General features: G+C 66.0%; 21 protein-coding genes. 11 read left to right on the top strand and 10 right to left on the bottom strand.

The features are described 5' to 3' along the window. Window positions 1-27: 27 nt before the first annotated feature. Entirely contained in the window at window positions 28-1,581 is a 1,554-nt protein-coding gene (locus GO499_RS12430; protein ID WP_161862480.1) for a YifB family Mg chelatase-like AAA ATPase, read from the bottom strand. Window positions 1,582-2,060: 479 nt separating this feature from the next. Between GO499_RS12430 and GO499_RS12425 the strand changes: the two genes are divergently transcribed. Continuing rightward, window positions 2,061-2,894 carry a DUF481 domain-containing protein gene (locus tag GO499_RS12425; RefSeq protein ID WP_161862479.1) on the top strand — a complete coding sequence of 278 codons (834 nt, stop codon included), beginning with the start codon at window positions 2,061-2,063 and terminating at the stop codon, window positions 2,892-2,894. Between the two features lie 99 nt (window positions 2,895-2,993). Here the strand turns inward: GO499_RS12425 and GO499_RS12420 are convergent, their stop codons facing one another. Continuing rightward, window positions 2,994-4,424 (bottom strand): alanine/glycine:cation symporter family protein, encoded by a 1,431-nt coding sequence (locus GO499_RS12420; protein ID WP_161862478.1) that lies wholly within the window; start codon window positions 4,422-4,424, stop codon window positions 2,994-2,996. 197 nt (window positions 4,425-4,621) lie between these two features. Next, window positions 4,622-5,497 (bottom strand): glutathione S-transferase family protein, encoded by an 876-nt coding sequence (locus GO499_RS12415; RefSeq protein ID WP_161862477.1) that lies wholly within the window; start codon window positions 5,495-5,497, stop codon window positions 4,622-4,624. Between the two features lie 213 nt (window positions 5,498-5,710). On the opposite strand from GO499_RS12415, the gene GO499_RS12410 reads away from it, so the two are divergent. The 7 genes from GO499_RS12410 to GO499_RS19870 all read left to right on the top strand — a co-directional run bounded on the left by GO499_RS12410 (window position 5,711) and on the right by GO499_RS19870 (window position 10,994). Then, complete coding sequence (locus GO499_RS12410; RefSeq protein WP_431309901.1) at window positions 5,711-6,592, top strand: RNA polymerase factor sigma-32; 882 nt, start codon at window positions 5,711-5,713, stop codon at window positions 6,590-6,592. Then, window positions 6,593-7,408 (top strand): ChaN family lipoprotein, encoded by an 816-nt coding sequence (locus GO499_RS12405; RefSeq protein WP_284154714.1) that lies wholly within the window; start codon window positions 6,593-6,595, stop codon window positions 7,406-7,408. Window positions 7,409-7,584: 176 nt separating this feature from the next. Then, the gene (gene coaBC, locus GO499_RS12400; protein ID WP_161862475.1) at window positions 7,585-8,808 is read left to right on the top strand and encodes a bifunctional phosphopantothenoylcysteine decarboxylase/phosphopantothenate--cysteine ligase CoaBC; all 1,224 of its coding nucleotides are present in this window, start codon (window positions 7,585-7,587) and stop codon (window positions 8,806-8,808) included. After that, window positions 8,808-9,287 carry a dUTP diphosphatase gene (gene dut, locus GO499_RS12395; RefSeq protein ID WP_284154713.1) on the top strand — a complete coding sequence of 160 codons (480 nt, stop codon included), beginning with the start codon at window positions 8,808-8,810 and terminating at the stop codon, window positions 9,285-9,287. The genes coaBC and dut overlap by 1 nt, the downstream gene beginning before the upstream one ends. Next, on the top strand, window positions 9,287-9,979 hold the full coding sequence (locus GO499_RS12390) for a GNAT family N-acetyltransferase (protein ID WP_161862474.1): 693 nt from the start codon (window positions 9,287-9,289) through the stop codon (window positions 9,977-9,979). Before dut ends, GO499_RS12390 begins: the two co-directional genes overlap by 1 nt. Beyond that, window positions 9,976-10,728 (top strand): HesA/MoeB/ThiF family protein, encoded by a 753-nt coding sequence (locus tag GO499_RS12385; protein WP_161862473.1) that lies wholly within the window; start codon window positions 9,976-9,978, stop codon window positions 10,726-10,728. The genes GO499_RS12390 and GO499_RS12385 overlap by 4 nt, the downstream gene beginning before the upstream one ends. Further along, on the top strand, window positions 10,716-10,994 hold the full coding sequence (locus GO499_RS19870) for a hypothetical protein (RefSeq protein ID WP_348520775.1): 279 nt from the start codon (window positions 10,716-10,718) through the stop codon (window positions 10,992-10,994). The genes GO499_RS12385 and GO499_RS19870 overlap by 13 nt, the downstream gene beginning before the upstream one ends. A gap of 3 nt (window positions 10,995-10,997) precedes the next feature. Here the strand turns inward: GO499_RS19870 and GO499_RS12375 are convergent, their stop codons facing one another. After that, window positions 10,998-11,711 carry a class I SAM-dependent methyltransferase gene (locus GO499_RS12375; protein WP_161862472.1) on the bottom strand — a complete coding sequence of 238 codons (714 nt, stop codon included), beginning with the start codon at window positions 11,709-11,711 and terminating at the stop codon, window positions 10,998-11,000. A gap of 182 nt (window positions 11,712-11,893) precedes the next feature. Between GO499_RS12375 and GO499_RS12370 the strand changes: the two genes are divergently transcribed. Next, window positions 11,894-12,361 (top strand): DUF1203 domain-containing protein, encoded by a 468-nt coding sequence (locus GO499_RS12370; RefSeq protein WP_161862471.1) that lies wholly within the window; start codon window positions 11,894-11,896, stop codon window positions 12,359-12,361. A gap of 14 nt (window positions 12,362-12,375) precedes the next feature. Here the strand turns inward: GO499_RS12370 and GO499_RS12365 are convergent, their stop codons facing one another. Further along, the gene (locus GO499_RS12365) at window positions 12,376-13,071 is read right to left on the bottom strand and encodes a helix-turn-helix transcriptional regulator (RefSeq protein ID WP_161862470.1); all 696 of its coding nucleotides are present in this window, start codon (window positions 13,069-13,071) and stop codon (window positions 12,376-12,378) included. Window positions 13,072-13,144: 73 nt separating this feature from the next. Between GO499_RS12365 and GO499_RS12360 the strand changes: the two genes are divergently transcribed. Beyond that, window positions 13,145-13,756 (top strand): glutathione S-transferase family protein, encoded by a 612-nt coding sequence (locus tag GO499_RS12360; RefSeq protein WP_161862469.1) that lies wholly within the window; start codon window positions 13,145-13,147, stop codon window positions 13,754-13,756. 64 nt (window positions 13,757-13,820) lie between these two features. Then, window positions 13,821-14,444 carry a YdeI/OmpD-associated family protein gene (locus tag GO499_RS12355; protein ID WP_284154995.1) on the top strand — a complete coding sequence of 208 codons (624 nt, stop codon included), beginning with the start codon at window positions 13,821-13,823 and terminating at the stop codon, window positions 14,442-14,444. A gap of 28 nt (window positions 14,445-14,472) precedes the next feature. Here GO499_RS12355 and GO499_RS12350 read toward each other — a convergent pair whose 3' ends face one another. From GO499_RS12350 to GO499_RS12330, 5 genes are read right to left on the bottom strand one after another with little or no spacing between them, the layout of a single operon-like run. Beyond that, window positions 14,473-15,846 carry an FGGY-family carbohydrate kinase gene (locus GO499_RS12350; protein WP_161862468.1) on the bottom strand — a complete coding sequence of 458 codons (1,374 nt, stop codon included), beginning with the start codon at window positions 15,844-15,846 and terminating at the stop codon, window positions 14,473-14,475. Continuing rightward, entirely contained in the window at window positions 15,843-16,160 is a 318-nt protein-coding gene (locus GO499_RS12345) for an L-rhamnose mutarotase (protein WP_161862467.1), read from the bottom strand. The genes GO499_RS12350 and GO499_RS12345 overlap by 4 nt, the downstream gene beginning before the upstream one ends. Beyond that, on the bottom strand, window positions 16,157-17,146 hold the full coding sequence (locus GO499_RS12340; protein WP_161862466.1) for an ABC transporter permease: 990 nt from the start codon (window positions 17,144-17,146) through the stop codon (window positions 16,157-16,159). The genes GO499_RS12345 and GO499_RS12340 overlap by 4 nt, the downstream gene beginning before the upstream one ends. Beyond that, window positions 17,143-18,120 carry an ABC transporter permease gene (locus tag GO499_RS12335; RefSeq protein WP_431309900.1) on the bottom strand — a complete coding sequence of 326 codons (978 nt, stop codon included), beginning with the start codon at window positions 18,118-18,120 and terminating at the stop codon, window positions 17,143-17,145. The genes GO499_RS12340 and GO499_RS12335 overlap by 4 nt, the downstream gene beginning before the upstream one ends. Further along, the gene (locus tag GO499_RS12330; protein WP_161862464.1) at window positions 18,120-19,625 is read right to left on the bottom strand and encodes a sugar ABC transporter ATP-binding protein; all 1,506 of its coding nucleotides are present in this window, start codon (window positions 19,623-19,625) and stop codon (window positions 18,120-18,122) included. Before GO499_RS12330 ends, GO499_RS12335 begins: the two co-directional genes overlap by 1 nt. Window positions 19,626-19,635: the final 10 nt, after the last annotated feature.

The following is a 19,635-nucleotide window of genomic DNA, read 5'->3' as shown; positions in this document are numbered from 1 at the left end:
GGTTTCGGTTACCTGTCCTGCCTATGTTCAGACGGCCTTGAGCGTCGCCTTGCGCGGGCTGACCGGGGCGGCCTGTTCCTCCCGCGTCAGCCGGTAGCCCAGTGCCTCGGAGATGTGCGGGCGGGCGATGTCTGCCGCCCCTTCGAGATCGGCGATGGTGCGCGCGACGCGGAGGATGCGGTGGTACGCGCGGGCCGACAGCGCGAAACGGTCGGCGGCGCGGGCGAGAAGCTCCGCCGCCTCGGGCGTAGTCGGGCATGCCTCGGTGATCAGATCGCCCTCGATGTCGGCATTGACGCGGATGCCGTCCCGGCCCTTGTAACGGGCGGACTGGACGGCACGGGCGGCGGCGACGCGCGGCGCGATTTCCGCGGAGGTGGCGCCCTGCGTGTCGGCGGACAGGTCGGCGATGCGCACCGGCGGTATCTCCAGACGGATGTCGAAACGGTCCATCAGCGGGCCGGAGATGCGGCCGAGATATTCATCGCCGCAGAGAGGTACGCGGGCGCAGGCGCGGGACGCATCGGGCAGGTAGCCGCAGCGGCAGGGGTTGGCGGCGGCCATCAGCATGAAGCGGCAGGGGTATTTGACGTGGGCGTTGGCGCGGGCGACGACGACATCGCCCGTCTCGATCGGCTGGCGCAGGGTTTCGAGCACGGTGCGGGGGAATTCGGGGAATTCGTCGAGAAACAGCACGCCGTGATGGGCGAGGGAAATCTCGCCCGGCTTCGCCCCGCGCCCGCCGCCGACGATGGCGGCCATGGAGGCGGTGTGGTGCGGCGTGCGGAAGGGCCGGGCGCGGGTAATGCCGCCTTCGTCCAGCAGTCCGGCGAGGGAGTGGATCATCGAGGTTTCCAGCGCCTCGCCCGCGTCGAGCGGCGGCAGGATGCCGGGCAGGCGGGCGGCGAGCATGGATTTGCCGGAGCCGGGCTGGCCGACCATGAAGATGTGGTGGCGGCCGGCGGCGGCGATCTCCAGCGCACGCTTGGCCTTTTCCTGGCCCTTGACCTCGGAGAGGCAGCGGGCCCCGGCTTCGGGCAGCACCTCGCCCGGTTCGGCTGGGGCGAGGGCTGCGCGACCGGTAAAATGGTTGACGAGCGCGATCAGCGTCGGCGGGGCGATGACCTGCACGGCACCGACCCACGCTGCCTCCGCTCCGCAGGCCTCCGGACAGATCAGGGCGCAATCGTTCTCCGCCGCGGCGAGGGCCGCGGGCAGGGCACCGATCACGGGCATCAGCTTGCCATCGAGCGAGAGCTCGCCCATGGCGACCTGGCCCGACATTTCCTCGGCGGGCAGGATTTCCATGGCGGTGAGGATGGCCAGCGCGATCGGCAGGTCGAAGTGTGAGCCTTCCTTCGGCAGATCGGCGGGCGAGAGGTTGATGGTGATGCGCTTGGCGGGCAGTGCCAGCGACAGGGCGGTGAGCGCGGCGCGCACCCTCTCCTTCGCCTCTGACACCGCCTTGTCGGGCAGGCCGACGAGGGAAAATGCCGGAAGGCCGGTGGTGATCGCGCATTGCACCTCGACGAGGCGGGCTTCCATGCCCTGAAAGGCGACGGTGTTGACGCGGGCGACCACGGGGCGACCTCCTGAAGTTTGGTTAACCTTGCGGGCGGCAGGTTAATGGGCGCTTAACAGGCCGGCGCCCCGTCGGGCGGCGGGCAGCCGGGTGGGATATTTGGGAAAGATGAGGGGAAGGTGCTTGCCGACGGTTCAGCCATGGCGCGAATCGGGTGGCTGGGTGTTCAAGGATTCGGTGCGGCGGGACGGATGCGCGGCGGGCTGTGCGGCCGGTGCGGAACTGCTGGCGCGACATGTCCATCGACCAACAAGTCAATATATCCGAAAAAATAAATAAGTGCTTTTGCCGCCATAGACGCGGCAAGATGGCAACAGTTGAATTTTCCGCGACCGAACGCTGCCGGGCTGTGTGAATTCTGCATGATCGTGGACCTCGAGAAACAGGGAACCGGGGATTTCGGATGTGCACGTTCGGCTGTGTGATACCAAGCGGCATGCAGGAAGGATCTGCACACTCTCTCCCAAGGAAAACTGAAATGAAAACTTCACTGTGCGCCGTTTTCGGTGCGCTGGTTCTGGCGACATCTGTCGCTTCGGTCGCCTCTGCCCAGAACGTGTTCGGCGGCACCAATGTTGCCGAAGATCGCAACGAGGATCTGCTGGAAGACATCGAGGATGATGCGGACCGTGACCTCGACCGGTTCGGCAACGAGGGCCTCCCCCAGGGGTTCAGCGGTTCGTTCGCGCTGCGCGGCATCGCCAATTCCGGCAACACGGACAGCATCGATGTCGGTGTCGGCGCGGATCTGAACTATGTGACGGGCGCCAATGGTTTCGAGTTGCAGTTGAGCTACACCTACGGCGAGGACGATGGCACGAAGAATGAGGAAAGCCTGTTCTACGCCTTCCAGTACACCCGTGAAATCACGCCCGTGATCTTCGGCTTTGCCAAGGTTCAGGGCTCGGTCGACGAGTTCTCTTCGTTCGAGAACGACACGTTCGCCAGCCTCGGCGCGGGCTACCGCATCTTCAACGACGCGGATCGCCAGTGGTCGGTTCAGGCGGGCCCCGGATACCGGTTCGCCGAGTTGAGCGATATCACGGCGGGTGATGTCAGTGAATTCGCTGTCGGCGCATCGTCGGACTTCGCGCAGAAACTGACCGACACGGTTTTCCTGACCAACGACACCGATGTGATCTGGTCAGACTCCGACACCGTCATCTACAACGATCTCGCGCTGAGCGTGTCGATGACCAACAGCCTGGCGCTGCGCACCAGCATCCTGACCGAGTATCACACCGACCCGACGCCGGGCTTCGAGCACACCGACAACACGTTCGGCGTCTCGCTGGTCTATTCGTTCAACTAGAACGGCACAGGCCTTCGCCGCAGACGTGTTTCAGAAGACCAAGGTCCACACCACAGCATGGTATTGAGTACGGGCGGCAACGGAAGTTGCCGCCCTTTTTCATGGCTTCGGCGCATCCGGCCAGGCTGTCGGGTCGGTGTCGAGGTCGGGGAACCTGGCCGGGTCGAACACCGGTTTGGCGATGCCGGCCTTCAACTGGTCGCGGAAGTCGTTGATGATGCGCAGTGCGATCGGAAAGAGCATCATCAGCGCCAGCAGGTTGACGACAGCAAGAATGCCCATCATCGGGTCGGAGAAGGAGAAGACGGCCGTGGCGCCCGGTGCGACCGCGCCAAGAAAGACGATGCCGATGATGGCGATGCGCAGGATGTGCAGCGCCGATGGCTTGTCTGTCATGAAGCTCAGCGCGTTCTCGCCGAGGTAGTAATTGTACATGATCGACGAGAAGGAGAAGAGGAAGATCGCCGCCGTCAGGTAGTATTGCGCCCAGCTTCCGACATGGGAGACCATGCTCTGCTGGGTCAGCGCCACGCCGTCGATGCCTTCGGCACCGGGCACGTAGACATCGCCCAGCAGGATCACGAAGGCGGTACACGAGCAGATGACGATGGTGTCGATGAACACCGAGAAGCTTTGCGTGATGCCCTGGCTGACGGGGTGTTTGACGTAGGCCGTGGCGGCGACGTTGGGTGCCGAGCCGAGCCCCGCCTCGTTGGAGAAGAGGCCGCGGCGCAGGCCCTGCGCGATGGCCGCGCCCATGCCGCCGGAGACCGCCTCGCGGAAGCCGAAGGCGTTGGTGACGATATCCCAGAGCACGGCGGGCAGGCCGAGGATGTTGATGACGATGATCAGCAGCGCCATGGCGATGTAGCCGAAAGCCATGACCGGAATGATGACATCGGCGGCCTTGGCGATGCGGTGGATGCCACCGTAGACGATGAAGCCGGTGGCGGCGGCCAGGGCGATGCCGGTGTAGAGGCGCGGAATGGAGAGACTGTCGAGCGCCGCGCCGGCCACGGTGTTGCCCTGGAAGGCGTTGAAGCCGATGGCGAAGGATGCGATCAGGCAAACGGCGTAGATCACGGCGAGCCAGCGGTAGTTGGCGCCAAGCCCGTGGATGATGGCGCGGGCGGGGCCGCCGCGATAATCGCCCTCGGGCGTGGTGCGCTTGTAGAGCTGGGCGAGGGTGGCTTCGACCAGCGCCGAACACATGCCGATGAGGGCGATGGCCCACATCCAGAAGACGGCACCGGGGCCGCCGGCGGTGATTGCCACGGCGACGCCGGCGATGTTGCCGCCGCCGACGCGGCCGCCGACGGAGACGAACAGCGCCTCGCGGGCGGAGATCTTGGTGGGGTCACTGGTTTCGTCGTTACCCGTCAGCACGCTGAACATGCGTTTGAAGAACCGGAACTGGACGAAACCGCTGGCGGCGGTGAAGAAGACACCAAGGACGACGAGAAAGGGCACGAGCGCCCAGCCCCACGTGAGATCGTTGATCAGGTTGAAGATCGTATCCAGAAAACCCATGCCAGCCCCCTCGCTGTTGTCGCCGATGTCAATTTGCGGGCGATTGCTCTGATTTGCCCATTTAACGGTCGGCAGGTTCAAGCCAAAACGCCGGTTTGATGACCATCCGGGCAGACTTGAGGTGGTCCAGATTCAGGCTTGCGCAAAAAATGACCTGAATCCAGTGATTTCTGCCGGGTTCGGAGACGGGCGCCGGATCAGAGGCCTTGCAGCAGAGCCTTCAGCTCTGGCCACGCTTCGGCGTCGGCGACCGACTTGTCGCGGCAGAATCGGTTGCAGAAGCCGATGACGTGGCCATCGATGCGGGCGAGGCTGTCGGGCTGGACCGGCTTGCCGGAGAAGGGGCAATCGCTGTTGGCAGCGGTGGCACCCGTGACCGGTTCCGCCGGTAGCGGGGCGGGGCCGGGCCAGGGATGCTCGGGGCGGGCGGGCGTCTCATAGGCGGCCAACGGACGGTCGGCGGCAAAGGCCATTGCACGCCATTGGCGGAAGGGGAGGTGGGCGAGATGCATCTTCACGTAGGCCAGCGACGCCGGCAGGACGGGCAGGGACCAGCCGGCAATGCGGGCGGCTACCGGAGCAAAAAAGGCGTCGGCGGCGGTGTAGCTGCCGAACAGCCACGGGCCGCCACTGCGCTCCAGCGCCAGCGACCAGAGGGTTTGCAGGCGCTCCAGATCCGCGCTCAGTGCATCCGTCATGTCGGGGCAGTCGTAGCGTGCCCGCAGGGTCATCGGGCAGGTGCCGCGCAGGCTGGAGAAACCGGAATGCATCTCCGCCGTGATCGACCGCGCCAGCGCCCTGTCGGCGGCGTTGGCCGGCCAGAGACCGGCCTGCGGGTTTTCCGCCGCCAGAGTTTCGGCCATGGCGAGACTGTCCCAGCAGAGCCGACCATCGGACTTCATGGCCGGAACCAGCCGGGACGGTGCGAAGGCTTTCAGTTCTTCCGCGAATTGCGGTGAATACATCGGCGCCAGCCGGGTCGAGACCGGGATGCCGAAAGCGGCGAACAGCAGCCAGCCGCGCAGCGACCAGCTTGAATACATCCGGTCTCCGATCACGAGTTCATAGGCCATGACTTCTCCTGTTTTCGGCTTTGGCACAGGATCGGGGCAGAGGACGAGGTCTGTCCAGTCAAACTCCTTGAAGGCGCATATTCGCGAGCGGAATGGACCGGTGCGATCACGAAGGGTTGAGGTATCCGACAGATTTCCGCTGATCCGACGGAACCTTTCGGACGTATTGATCATTAACCAACAGGGTGACAGCACGGAGGAAAAGCCATGGCGATGACGTACGACGGAGACGGAAGCCGGATTGTTGCCAAACAGGCCATGGCTGCCGAAATGCTGGATGCCGAAACCGAACTCGGTCTTGCCCGCGCCTGGCGCGACACGGGTGACGAGGCTGCATTGCATCGGCTGGTCAACGCCTACATGCGGCTGGCGGTTTCCATGGCCTCGAAATACCGACGTTACGGTGCGCCGATGCCCGACCTGATCCAGGAAGCCGGTGTCGGCCTGATGAAGGCGGCCGAAAAATTCGATCCGGACAGGGGCGTGCGGTTCTCCACTTACGCGGTCTGGTGGATCAAGGCATCGATTCAGGATTACGTGATGCGCAACTGGTCGATGGTGCGCACCGGTTCCACCTCCTCCCAAAAAGCGCTGTTCTTCAACCTGCGCCGGGTGCGTGCCAAATTCGAGCGCGAAGCCGGGGCGGTGGGCGAGGAAATCCGCGGACAGGAGTTGCGCGAGAAGATCGCCATCGAGGTCGGTGTTCCGTTGCGCGATGTGGAAATGATGGATGCGCGGCTGGCCGGTTCCGACTTCTCGCTGAACGCCCAGCAGGCGGGCGAAGAGGGCCGCGAATGGGTGGAGACGCTGGAGGACAGCACGCCGCAGGCCGAGGAGACCGTTTCGCGGGATCAGGACCTGGGACGCGCCCGCACATGGCTGCGTGACGCGCTGGAGACATTGAACCAGCGAGAGCGAATGATTATCGTCGAGCGGCAGCTCAAGGATACGCCGCGCACGCTGGAGAGCCTCGGGAATGAGCTCGGACTTTCCAAGGAGCGGATCCGGCAACTCGAGGCTCAGGCGCTCAAGAAGCTGCGGCGCGAACTCGAGCAGACGACCGGAAATGCGGCGGCGATGCTGGCGATTGCCTGAATGATCCGAAGTCTTGCTGTTACCTTCCTGATGGGCCTTGGCGGAAACGTCTGGGCCCAGACTTCTGTTGAGGACGCGATTGATGCGGCCTCCGGCCATGATGTCGTGATTGTCGGCGAAAGCCACGACAATCCAGCGCATCACGCCGTGCAGGCGAAGTTTGCCACCGCTCTCGAGCCGGCGGCGCTGGTGTTCGAGATGCTGTTGCCGGAGCAGGGACAGCAGGTGATGGACCTGCGGGCCGCCGGGGCCGATGCGGCTGCGCAGGCGGAGGCGCTGCGCTGGGCAGAGAGCGGCTGGCCCGATTACCCGCTTTACGCGCAGATCATGGATGCTGCCGGGGCCGTGCCGGTGTTCGGGGCGCAGGTGCCACGGGAAGCTGCTCGGGGGGCGTTCGGTGACGGTGCAGCGGCTGTGTTCGGTGAGGGTGCGGCCGAGTATGGGCTGACGGATGCGCTGCCGGCGACGGAGCAGAAACTGCGGGAAGAGATGCAGTTCGCGGCGCATTGCGAGGCGATGCCTCTGGAGATGATGGGTGGCATGGTCGAGGCGCAGCGTTTGCGGGATGCGGCGCTGGCACGGGCGGTGCTGTCGGCACTGGAAGCTGGGCGACCGGTGCTTGTGATTACCGGCAACGGCCATGCGGACAAAGGCCGGGGCGTACCGACAGTGCTTGCACGGGTGGCGCCGGATGTTTCCGTCTATGTCTTCGGCCAGTTCGAGAGTGAGCCGGAACGGTCTGCGGCGTTCGATGGCTGGCACATCACGCCCGCAGTGGAACGCGAGGATCCATGTGCAGCTTTCCGAAAGTCGTGAAGCGGGGCGCGTGCTGGTTTTACCGGGGCCGACTCCCGTTTCGGCGAGCTCGCCGGACGGTGCTGACGGTTTCTCCCGTGCGCCCGCGTTCGTGAACATGCGTCGGCAAGGCATCTCGCCCTTGCCCGTCGCCGAGGGGCGGCTTACGGTCCGCGGGACTGGCCGGAGGCGGAGACATGCAGGGGCGAAGTGTTCTTCTGATCATCGGTGGCGGGATCGCTGCCTACAAGAGCCTTGAGCTGATCCGCGAACTGAAGCGGCGCGGTGCGCGGGTCGTGCCGGTGCTGACGCGGGCGGCGGAGGAGTTCGTGACGCCGTTGAGCGTCTCTGCCCTGGCGGGCGAGAAGGTTTTTCGCGACCTGTTTGACCTGACCGACGAGGCCGAGATGGGCCACATCCAGCTTTCCCGCGCGGCTGATCTGGTGGTGGTGGCACCGGCCACTGCCGACCTGATGGCGAAGATGGCCGGGGGGCTGGCGAATGATCTTGCCTCCACCCTCCTGATGGCGACCGATACTCCGGTGCTGATCGCGCCGGCGATGAACGTGCGGATGTGGGATCATGCGGCGACCCGGCGCAACCTTGCGACGCTGACGGGCGACGGCGTCGCCGTGATCGGCCCGGACGAGGGTGAAATGGCCTGCGGCGAGTACGGCCCCGGGCGGATGGCGGAGCCGCTGGCGATTGCCGATGCGATTGCCGCGCGGGTGACGGACGGGCCGCTGAAAGGCCGGAGGGTGCTGGTGACGAGCGGGCCGACGCATGAGCCGATCGACCCGGTGCGCTATATCGCCAACCGTTCCTCCGGCGCGCAGGGCACGGCAATTGCCGAGGCGCTGGCGGTGCAGGGCGCCGACGTGGTGTTCGTGACCGGTCCCGCCGATACGAAGCGCCCGGGCGGCGTGGAGGTGATCGAGGTGCAGACAGCGGCGGAGATGGCGGCGGCGGTGGACGCGGCCTTGCCGGTCGATGCGGCCATCTGTGCGGCGGCGGTCGCCGACTGGCATGTGGTCGGCGCGGGCAACTCGAAGATCAAGAAAGACGGTTCGGGCAAGTTGCCGGTGCTGGAGTTTGCCGAGAACCCCGACATTCTGGCGGGCCTGTCGCGGCCCGGGCCACGGCGGCCGGCGCTGGTGGTGGGCTTTGCAGCCGAGACAGATGACGTGATCGGCCATGCGACCGCCAAGCGGGAGCGCAAGGGCTGCGACTGGATACTGGCGAATGACGTGCGGCCCGAGACCGGGGTGATGGGCGGCGGCGAGAATGCGGTGACGTTGATCTCGGCCGCCGGCGCCGAGGAGTGGCCGCGCATGCGCAAGCGCGAGGTGGCAAAGAAGCTGGTCGCACGTATTGTCGATGAACTGGGGGCGGGGGAAACCGGACGGAAAGATGAAGGCTGATGATACACGCTGAACCCATATGCACCGTGGCGATCCTGCGCACAGAGGGTGCCGACCCTGAGATACCGCTGCCTGACTACGCGACGGCGCAGGCGGCAGGCATGGACGTGCATGCCAATTTCGGCGAGGCCAACCGCGAGGAGGGCATTCAGCTGCAGCCGGGAGAGCGGGCGCTGATTCCCACCGGTTTCTCGATTGCGCTGCCGCCGGGATACGAGATGCAGTTGCGCCCGCGCTCCGGCCTTGCCCTGCGTTATGGCATCACGCTGGCAAACGCGCCGGGGACGATCGACGCCGATTACCGCGGCGAGGTCGGCGTCATCCTCATCAACCACGGGTCCGACACCTGCCGGATCAAACATGGCACGCGGATCGCGCAGTTCGTCGTGGCCCCGGTGCTGAAGGTGCGCTGGGAAGAGGTCAAGACGCTGAGCGGCACGAAACGCGGCGGGGGCGGTTTCGGCTCTACGGGCAGCTGATGCTGTGGATGCTCGCCTGCACCGCCATTGTCGTGGCCGGTCTGCGGGCGCGGCAGGTGCGGGGCGATCTCGTGCTTGGTATCGGCCTTGGCGGTGCCGGCTTCGCGGTGCTGATGGCGGTTCTGGACCCGGGTGCCCGACCGACGGCGGAAAGCATGCAGGGATGGTTGCTGCTGCTGGTGCTGCTGGTGCCGGTGCTGGGCTACCGGGCGGTGCTGCGCTGGGCGCGGCAGCGCAGTGCGGCGCTGGAAGGGGCGAGCGGCGGGCGGGAGGACCATCCTGCCGGCTTCGTGCTGATCGAGAATGACGCTGCCCTGACGGCCGAGGTTCAGGCGAAGCTGAGGGCCGCCGGTCATGCCGCGGTGCCGGGGTCGACCACAACCGGGTTTTCGATCGGGTTCCGTGGCGATGACGGGGCGATCCACGCCTCTGGCAGGGTGACATTGACACAGGGGCTGGCGGATTTCGGACCGGTCTGGGTGGAGCCGGAGGCACGGGCAAACGGGCTGGGCCGCCGGCTGATGGCGGAGATGGAGCGCGAGGCCGGGGTGCGGGGGGCGCGGCGGGCAGTGCTGCAGACGTTCAGCTGGCAGGCGGAGGGTTTCTATGCGGCGCTCGGCTATTCTGTGCTGGCACGGGTGGAGATGCCGGAAGGCGGCGCACGACTATACATGAGCAAGGACCTGTCATGAGTTTTTCCGACGAGGAACTGGAGCGGTATGCGCGGCACATCGTGCTGCGAGAGGTGGGCGGAACCGGCCAGCGCAAGCTGAGCGCGGCCACGGTGGCAGTGGTCGGCGCGGGCGGCCTGGGCAGTCCGGCGTTGATGTACCTGGCGGCGGCCGGTGTCGGCAGGTTGCGGGTGATCGACGATGACACGGTGAGCCTGTCCAACCTGCAGAGGCAGGTGTTGCACCGGACCGAAGCGGTGGGCCGGAAGAAGACGGCGAGTGCTGGCGAGACATTGCAGACGATCAACCCGCACGTGGTGGTGGAGGAGATGGACCTGCGGCTGGGCGAGGACAATGTCGGTGATCTGCTGGCCGGAGCGGACGTGGTGCTGGACGGCAGCGACAGTTTCGCGACCCGCAGCCTCGTCAACCGGGCCTGTGTGGAAGCTTCGCAGCCATTGGTTTCGGCGGCGATGAGCCAGTGGGAGGGGCAGATCAGCCTGTTCGACCCGGCCCGGGGCGGCCCTTGCTACACCTGCATCTTCCCGACACCGCCAGCGCCGGGGCAGGCGCCGAGCTGCGCGGAGGCGGGGATCATGGGCGCGTTGGCCGGGGTTATGGGCAGCATGATGGCGGGTGAGACGATCAAGTGGATTGTCGGCGCCGGCCAGCCGCTGCGGGGTGAGATGCTGATCTATGATGCGCTGTGGGGAGAAACCCGGAAGATCGGCCTGAAGCGGCGCGAAGGCTGTGCTGTGTGCGGCGGGTGAACGGGGCGCTGTTTCAGCCGCTGGAGTTGCTCGGCGGGTTGGGGCTGAAGAACCGGATCGTGAAAGCCGCGTTGTCGGATTCGCCCGGCGACGGGCGTGGCGACCCGACCGCTGCGCAGGCACGCCTGTATGAGCGTTGGGCCGAGGGCGGTGCGGCGCTGGCAGAGGATCGGCAGGAGCCGAATGACCTGCCTCCGGCGGTGGCGGACTACGAGGCGCGGGACGCGGCGCGGGCGCCGCTGTGGCGGAGCCGCTTTGACACCTGAAGGTCAGACGCGCCGCAATTCCATCGCATAGGTCTCCGGCTGCCAGCGCACTGTGCGGGTGGCTTGAAAACCGCAGGTGGCGGCCAGTTTCGCGGCCTTCTCGGGGCCAAGGTAGAGCCAGTCGAACCATGGGCCGAAGGTGCCGTCGTATTCGAGGCGAAAACGATTGTGGCCGGGAGGTCTGCCGGCGGCGACATTGGCTTGCCGGTAGGTAACGTGCGCAATTTGCTTGCGGAGACGGGTATCGACCGAGGTGAAGACGATGCGGCCTTCGGGTGTCAGCAGGGGCGCAAGTGTGCGGAGCAGGGCGCCGACGCCGCGCGGGGTGACGCCCAGACCGATGTTCTGGCCGAAAAGCAGGATGGTGGCGAAGGGGCCAAGACCGTGCAAGGCACCGGGGGCGAGGACATCCGCCCGCAATACATCGCGGCAGCCGCGCAGTCGACAGGTCTCCAGCGCTCCGGACGAGACATCCAGCCCCGTGGCCGCTATCCCGCGCTCGCGGAGCCACAGCAGGTGACGACCCGCGCCGCAGCCGATGTCCAGCACGGGGCCGGTGGGCGAACCGAGGATGTCGGCCTCGTGCGGCAGCGGTGCATCGGCGAAGAACGCGGCGGGCGGCAGCGGTTCGCAAAAACCGTCGTCCCTGTGGATCATCAGCCGGCGATTGCGTTCGCCGTTGTGATACTCCAGCAGGGCCGTGCCGATAATGTCCATGTAGCGAAGGTAGCGAGGTTGCGGGCGGGTTCAAGCGACCGGGCCTCATGCGGAAGTGCGTCGCAGCCGACGCCAACAGCCGCATCCGGGCCGCTGCGAATGCGCAGGAAACGGGCTGCTCCCGGACGCGTGTTACGCCAGCTTTGGCAAGGCAACACTACGGGGACGCGGAGGAGACCGACATGAATTATCGCATCAGGGGGCTGGATCCGGAGGCGTTCAGCAGGTTCTATGGCCTGTCGGATGGGCAGCTTGCCGAGCTAGGGGTGATCCGCTGCGCCGTGGATGCCTGCCCGGGCTTTCCGGATCGTGTGGAGATGAGAGACATGGAGGCGGGCGAGACGGCGCTGTTGCTGAATTACGAGCACCTGCCGGTGACCTCGCCCTATCGATCCTGCCATGCCATCTTTGTGCGCGAGGGCGCGGAGCGGGCCTATGACCGGGAGGGGGTCGTTCCCGAGGTGATGAAACGGCGCCTGATCGCGCTGCGCGGTTTCGATGACCGCGGTTTCATGCTCGAGGCGGATGTGGCGGAGGGCGATGCCATCGAGCCGCTGATCGGCCGGATGTTCGCCGATCCCGCTGTCAAATACATCCACGCCCACAATGCCAGACAGGGGTGTTTCGCCGGGTTGATCGAGCGGGCCTGAGCGGTGCCGGCCCGTCAGCCCTGAGAGCCGCGAGATTCGAGCAAGGCAAGGTGTTCGCGGAGCATGGCGGCGCGCCGCGGGCGAAAGCTGTCGCTGGTGGTCTGCACGCTTACGATCCTGTCGAGCCGGAAGATGCGGTAATCCTGCCGCAGCCGGCAGCGGGCGAGGAGGGCGAGGCCGCAGTCGAAGTAGACCATGGCCAGCGGTTCGATGATGCGCTCCGTCACCGCGCCATGCTTGTCCCTGTAGGAAATTTCGAGGGCGCGTTCTTCCCAGCAGGCGCGGCGGATCTCCTCCTGCGGCACGGTCCAGGGCGCGCGTTCGATGTAGGAGTAGCTCATCAAAACCGGGTGGAGCGCCTCCCGCTGGCGGCGCTCATCGAGGCTGCCGACGATCTTGGCGGCTGCGCTGGCGGCTGCGCTGGCAAGGGCCTGGTCGCCGAAATTGCCGACGGCGGCGAGGCCGAGGATCACGGCTTCCAGTTCCAGACGCTCCAGCGTTTGTGGCGGCATGGCACCGTCTTCAACCAGCACGTAGCCGACGCCGGCCTCGCCGTCTATGATGGCGCCAGAGGCGCGGAGGGCGGCAATATCGCGATAGAGGGTGCGATGCGAAACACCCATTTCCTCTGCCAGACGCGCGGCGGTGACAGGGGCCGGCAGGGTGCGCAGGGCCTGAACGAGGCGAAGTAGGCGGTCACTGCGGGGCATTGGTTCTCCTGCTGCCATGTTCTGTCAGGAGGGCAGGACTAGCAGTCGGTTGTCAACCAAACAGGAGGCAGACATGCTGAAACTCTACCACGCGCCGCGCTCTCGTTCTTCGCGGATCGTGTCGCTGATCCATGAACTCGGAGCCGGCAACGATATCGAGATCGTGCCCGTGACCGTCCCGCGGATCGACGGAACGGGCGGGCCGGATCCGGCCAATCCTCACCCCGAGAAGAAGGTGCCGTTGCTGATGAACGGCAGCGAACTGATCCGCGAGACGGTGGCGATCACCCAGTACCTGACTGACCTCTATTGCGAGGCCGGGATGGCACCGGCGCCGGGGGCGCCGCAGCGGGGAACCTATCTTTCCTGGCTGGCCTACTATGCGGGTGTCGTCGAGCCGGTGATGGTGATGAAGGTTGCCGGGCTGACGCATCCCGTGATTGATGTGACCTTCCGGGGTGAGGCCGAGATGGTGGCACGGCTGGCCGAGGCGCTGGAGGATCGGCCATATCTCCTCGGTGACCAGTATAGCGCGGCGGACCTGATCCTGGCCTCGCCCTTCGCATGGATGCCGGACGCGACGCCGGACGTGGCCTGCATCCGCGACTGGGTGGCGCGAACACAGGATCGGGAAGCCGTGCGGCGCACGGCCGAACAGGATGCGGCGTGGCTGGAAGCAGCGTGAGCATGGGCCGGGGCTCGGACGCCCCGGCCTTGCAAAACACGGTTTTGCGCCTAACCTGCGGATCATGATGATCACCGATATCGAGGACTTCTTTGCCAGAGGCTGCGGGCGCTGCGACCGGTTCGACACGCCGGACTGTTCCGTACAGCAGTGGCGCGACGGTCTGGAAGGATTGCGGCGAATATGCCGGTCCGCCGGGCTGGAGGAGGCGGTGAAATGGGGGCATCCGTGCTACATGCACGCGGGGCGCAACATCGTGATCATCGGAGCGTTTCGCGGCGATTTCCGGATGACCTTTTTCAAAGCGGCACTGATGAAGGACCCGGAAAGCGTGCTGGAGAAACAGGGGCCGAACACACGGCACGCCGACGCCATCCGCTTCACGGAAAATGCGCAGGTGGCGGCGATGGAACCGGTGATCAAGGCTTACCTCTCGGAGGCGATGGGTTATGCCGAGGCGGGCATCGAGCCGGTGAAGGAAGTGCGGGAGATCGAACTGCCGGAGGAACTTGTGACGGCGCTGGACGCGGACCCGGAGCTTGCGGAAGCGTTTCACAGCCTGACGCCGGGGCGACAGAAGAGTTACGTCATCAATCTGAGCGGAGCGAAGAAGGCGGAGACGCGGGTAGCGCGGATCGAGAAATTCCGGGACAAGATCCTTTCGGGCAAGGGGGCCACGGAACGTTAGTGGCGGCGGGTGATGCGGTTCTGGCCGGCTACACCTGATCGACCTCTGCCTGCCACCGCGAAGCGTAGGATCGCAGGGCCGCAGCGTTGGCCGTCGCAGCATGCAGGCTGGGCCGCAGATCCGGTGCATCGTCCGAGAACAGGAGGGCCGCGCCGATGCTCGTGCCGGTGGAAGAGCGCATCTTCAGCACCCGGTCGTCGGTGACCGCTGCCAGCATGTCGAGGTAGCTGCCGTTCTGTGTAAACGGGCCTTCGACGAAGATGTCGCCCCGGTGCCCGGCCAGCCGCAGGCAGGTGGCCGTCATCAGCGCAAGGTAGAAGGCCAGCGCGGCCGAGCGTTCCGCGCTGCCGACAGCGGGTTCCGTGCCGATCCATGCCATCGTTCGGCCGGGGTAGGGCCCGGTACCCGGTACGACGGAGGGCAGCAACATGATGCCGGTATCCAGCACGCGGGCTGCCGCCTGCGGTGTTGCTTCGGTGTCGGCGCCATCGCGCACGATTTCGAATTCCCGCCCGCCCATGAAGCGGGCGGACGGCACTGGCTGGCCTTCGGCACTGACATTGAGCAGCGTGTCGCGGGCCGGGTCCAGTGCTTCTGAGCGGGAGCCGACCGCCATCACCACCACCCAAGTGCCGGTGGATACGGTTGAGAAGGGGGCGGAATGCGCCCGGATGTGGGGATAGAGCGAGGCATTGGAATCGTGGATGCCTGTGACAACCGGCGTATCCTGCGGCAGACCGGTTGCCCGGGCCACCTGCGGCAACACGCGTCCCAGCAATTCGCCCGGACGACGCGGCGCGGCCATCTTTCCGCCGAGCCCCAGCCGTTGCGGCAGTTCAGTGAAGCGTCCTGTCGTCGGTGACCAGAGGTCCGTGTGGCAACCGAGCGAGGTGACATCGCTCGCCGCCACGCCGGTCAGGCGGTGGGCCCAGTATTGCGGATAGGTCAGCACCGTCGCCACCCGCTCCCGCAAGCCGGGCATTTCACCGAGCATCCAGTGCAGTTGTGCGCCCACGTTCAGCCCCTGCGGCAGGCGGGATGAGCCGGTCTCGTCGAAGCCGGGCCGCAGCGCGTCGTACTCCGCCGCCACCGCATCCGGCCCGTCATGCTCGTAATCAAGGATCGGCGCCGCCAGCCCGCCCTGCGCATCCAGTAACGCGCAACTCGCGCCATGCGTCGTTACCGCGATGGCATCCACACCCTGCTCCGCGTGAAACCGCGCCAGCCCCTCCAGCACGAAGGCCCAGTGCCCTTCCACGTCGAAATGCGGCCAGGGCGGCCCCGGCAGCACCGTGTTGGGGCGCGTGACCACGGCGATTTCCTCCAACCGCGCCAGATCGACCAGCGCCAGCTTGGCGTTGGTCTTGCCGATGTCGATCACGGCTACGCGGGCGATGCTCACGGCATGTCGAACACGCGCACCAGCGGCACCGCCACCGGCGCGTTGTCCGCCTCCACCTCCATGATGTCGGCCATATGTGCCCACCAGCGCTGCATCACCGGGTGGGCGGGCAGATCGTCCATCCCGTGGCCCTCGGCCCGCGTCAGGATACCGAACAGGCACAGCGTCTCGCGGTCGAGCCAGATGGAGTAGTCGGAGACACCCGCCTGCCGCAGCAGCGCCGCAAGCTCCGGCCAGATCTCGTCATGCCGCCGCGTGTACTCCGCTTCGCAGCCCGCATTCAGCCGCATCCGGAATGCATACCGCTCGCTCATCGCCGCCTCCGCATCTTCGTCCACAGCCTCGGCAGCGCGATCACCCCGATCAGCAGCGCCCCGATGAAGATCGACATCACGATCCCCGGCACGTTCAACAGCCCCAGCCCGAAGGTCACCAGCCCCATCACGAAGGCCGCGATCACCACGCCGGGAATGGTGCCGGAACCGCCGAGGATGTTCACGCCGCCCAGCACCACCATCGTCACCACCTCCAGCTCCATCCCCGTGGCGATGGACGGCCGGGTGGAGCCGAGCCGCGAAGTCAGGCAGACAGCGGCGATCCCGCTCATCAGCCCGGTCAGCAGGAACAGGATGAACTTCACCCGCTGCACGCGGATGCCGGAAAAAAGCGCCGCCATCGGGTTGTTGCCGATGGCATAGACCGCGCGGCCGAAATTCGTCTTGTGCAGCACCACGCCATAGATCACCGCCAGCACGGCAAAGAGCACCAGCTCGAAACTGATCACCCAGAACACGTAGCCCTGCCCGAAAAAGGCGAAATCCGCCGGGTAGCCGCGAAACGCGCCGTCCCCCAGCACGATATAGCTGATTCCGCGAAACAGGCTCATCGTCCCGATCGTCACGACGATCGAGGGCAGGCCCAGCACGGTCACGAAGAACGCGTTGAACGCCCCGCAGGCCAGCCCCACCGTCAGCCCGATGGCCACCAGCCCGCCCGTGCCCACGCCCGCCTCCGCCGCGAAGCCCATGCAGGTGGAGGCAAGGGCGATGATCGACGCGACCGACAGGTCGATCTCACCCGCGATGATCAGCAGCGTCATGGCGAAGGCGATCATCGCCTTCTCGGTGAAGTTGAACGTGGCGTCCGACAGGTTCCAAGCGTTCAGGAAATAGGGCGAGGCGAAGGAGTTGAGGATGAAGATGCCGACCGCCACGGCCAGCAGCAGCGTCTCCCAGCTTTTCAGCACCCGCGCCGCGCGGCCCGTCAGCCTGTCGGGGATATGTCGTTCCGCCATGCTCATTGCCCGCCCTCCGCTTTGCGCAGGATGATCCGCCCGGTCTTGCGGCGTGCATCCGAGTTCAGCGCGACGGCGATCAGGATGGCGCTGCCCGAAATCGCCAGTTGCCAGAACGGCGAAATGTTCACGACCGGCAGCGCGTTCTTCACGACGCCGAGAAACAGCGCCCCCAGCACCGCCCCGCCGACCGAGCCGATGCCGCCCGCAATGGAAATACCGCCGATCACGCAGGCCGCCACCACCTCCAGCTCGAACCCGCCCGCGATATCCACGTATGCCACCGCATAGCGCGCCACCCACAGATAGCCCGTCAGCCCCGCCAGCGCGCCCGAGAACACGAAGGCGATGCACTGCGTGCGGCCCACGTTGATGCCGGCATAAACGGCCGCATGCGGGTTGCCGCCCACGGCGTAGAAAGAGCGGCCCAGCGCCGTGCGCGCCATCAGCACTGCGAAGGCCAGTACCGCCAGCACCGCGATCCAGCTCAGAACCGGCAGGCCCAGCACTGCGGCCCGCGGAAAGCCGGTGAAGCCCGCACTCATCTCGTGGGCATTAACCCATTTGCCGTCCGAGATCAGGAAGATGATGCCGCGAAAGATCGTCATCGTGCCCAGCGTCACCACGATGGGCGGGATGTCGAGCTTCCACACCAAGAGGCCGTTGGCCAACCCCATGAGCGCACCAAGCCCCGTGGCGATGATCAGGATCACCGGGATCGGCAAGCCGGGCATCGCCACGTTCAGCATCGCGCACACCATGCCTGTCAGCGCCAGGTTGGCGGCGACCGACAAATCGATGCACCGCGTCAGGATCACCACCATCTGGCCCAGCGCCAGCATCATCAATGGCGCGGTATCGTTGAACACCCGCGCGAGGTTCCCCGGCGCCACGAACCCGGCGAACCGGCTGGCGATCAGCGCCAGCAGCAGGCACAGGGCGGCGAACAGCACCGTCTCCCGCGATTTGACCAGCCGCATCATGCCGCCTCTCCCGCAATGCCGGCGGCGTTGCGCACCAGTCGCTCCGGCGTCAGGCTCTCGCCCTCCAGTTCGGCCACGATCCGGCCCTCGCGCATCACGATCACCCTATCGGACATGCCCATGATCTCCGGTATCTCGGAGGAGACCATGATCACCGCCAGCCCCGCCGCCGCCAGTTCCGCCATGAAGGCGTGCACCGCGGCCTTGCTGCCGATGTCGATGCCCTTGGTCGGCTCGTCGAGGATGATCACCTGCGGTGCTGTCGCCAGCCATTTGGCGATCACCACCTTCTGCTGGTTGCCGCCCGAGAGCGTGCCCACATCCTGATCGAGCGAAGCCGCCCGCAGATCGAGCCGCGATGTGTATTCCCGCGCCAGCGCGAATTCCTCCGCCATGCGGATGAAGCCGTTCTTAGAGGTGCGCCCCAAGGACGGCAGCGTCACGTTCTGGAAGATCGGCAATCCCGTCACCGCGCCCTGCTTGCCGCGATCCTCCGGCACGTACACGATCCCTGCCGCCACCGCGTCGGCGGGCGAGCGGATGACGCGGATGCGCCCGTCCATCTTCGTCACGCCCTTGGCCGGTTGTGTAATGCCAAAAAGCGCCTGCATGAATTCCGACCGGCCGGCGCCGACCAGCCCGTAGAAACCAAGTATCTCGCCCCTGCGCAGGGTGAAGCCGATGCCCTCGAACTCGGTCGGGTGGTCGTAGCCCACCACCTGCAAAACCTCGTCGCCCACGTCATGCGCGCGCTCGGGGAAGATCTGGTCCACCGTCCGGCCGACCATCATCTGCACCAGTTCGCCCTCGCTTACCTCGGCGATCTTCCCGGCACCCACGAAGGCACCGTCGCGGAACACCGCGTAGTTGTCGGCGATGCGAAAAATCTCGTCGAACTTGTGGCTGATGAACAGGATCGCCTTGCCCTGCGCCTTCAGCTGCTCGATCAGCTCATATAGCTCGCCGATTTCCTTCTGGCTCAGCGCCGCCGTCGGCTCGTCCATGATCACCACTCGCGCGTCGATCGAAAGCGCCCGCGCGATGGCCACCAGATGCTTGCTGGCGATGCCGAGGTCGCGCAGGCGGGCATCCGGGTCGATCTGCGCGCCGATCTCCGCCAGCAGGGCCTTCGCCCGCCGCTTCACCGCGCGCCCGTCGATCAGCCCGAGCTTCGTGCGCGGCGCGTGGCCCAGAAAGATATTCTCCGCCACGCTCAACTCGTCGAACAAAACCGTTTCCTGGTGGATCGCCGTGATCCCGGCGGCGCTGGCGTGGTGCGCGGTGGGAAAGTTGACCGCCTCGCCGTCCATGCGGATCACCCCGCCGTCCGGCTGGTAGATGCCTGTCAGGATCTTCACCGTGGTCGATTTCCCGGCACCGTTCTCGCCCACCAGCGCGGTCACCTCACCGGGATGAAGCTCCAGCATCACCTCCGACAGCGCCTTCACGCCGGGGAACGTCTTGGTAATGCCGTCAAGCGATATGACGGGTTTCACGCTCATCTCGAAACTT

It is taken from the genome of Algicella marina (genome assembly GCF_009931615.1).
Classification (GTDB): domain Bacteria; phylum Pseudomonadota; class Alphaproteobacteria; order Rhodobacterales; family Rhodobacteraceae; genus Algicella; species Algicella marina.
This window is presented reverse-complemented; position numbering and strand designations above follow the sequence as displayed.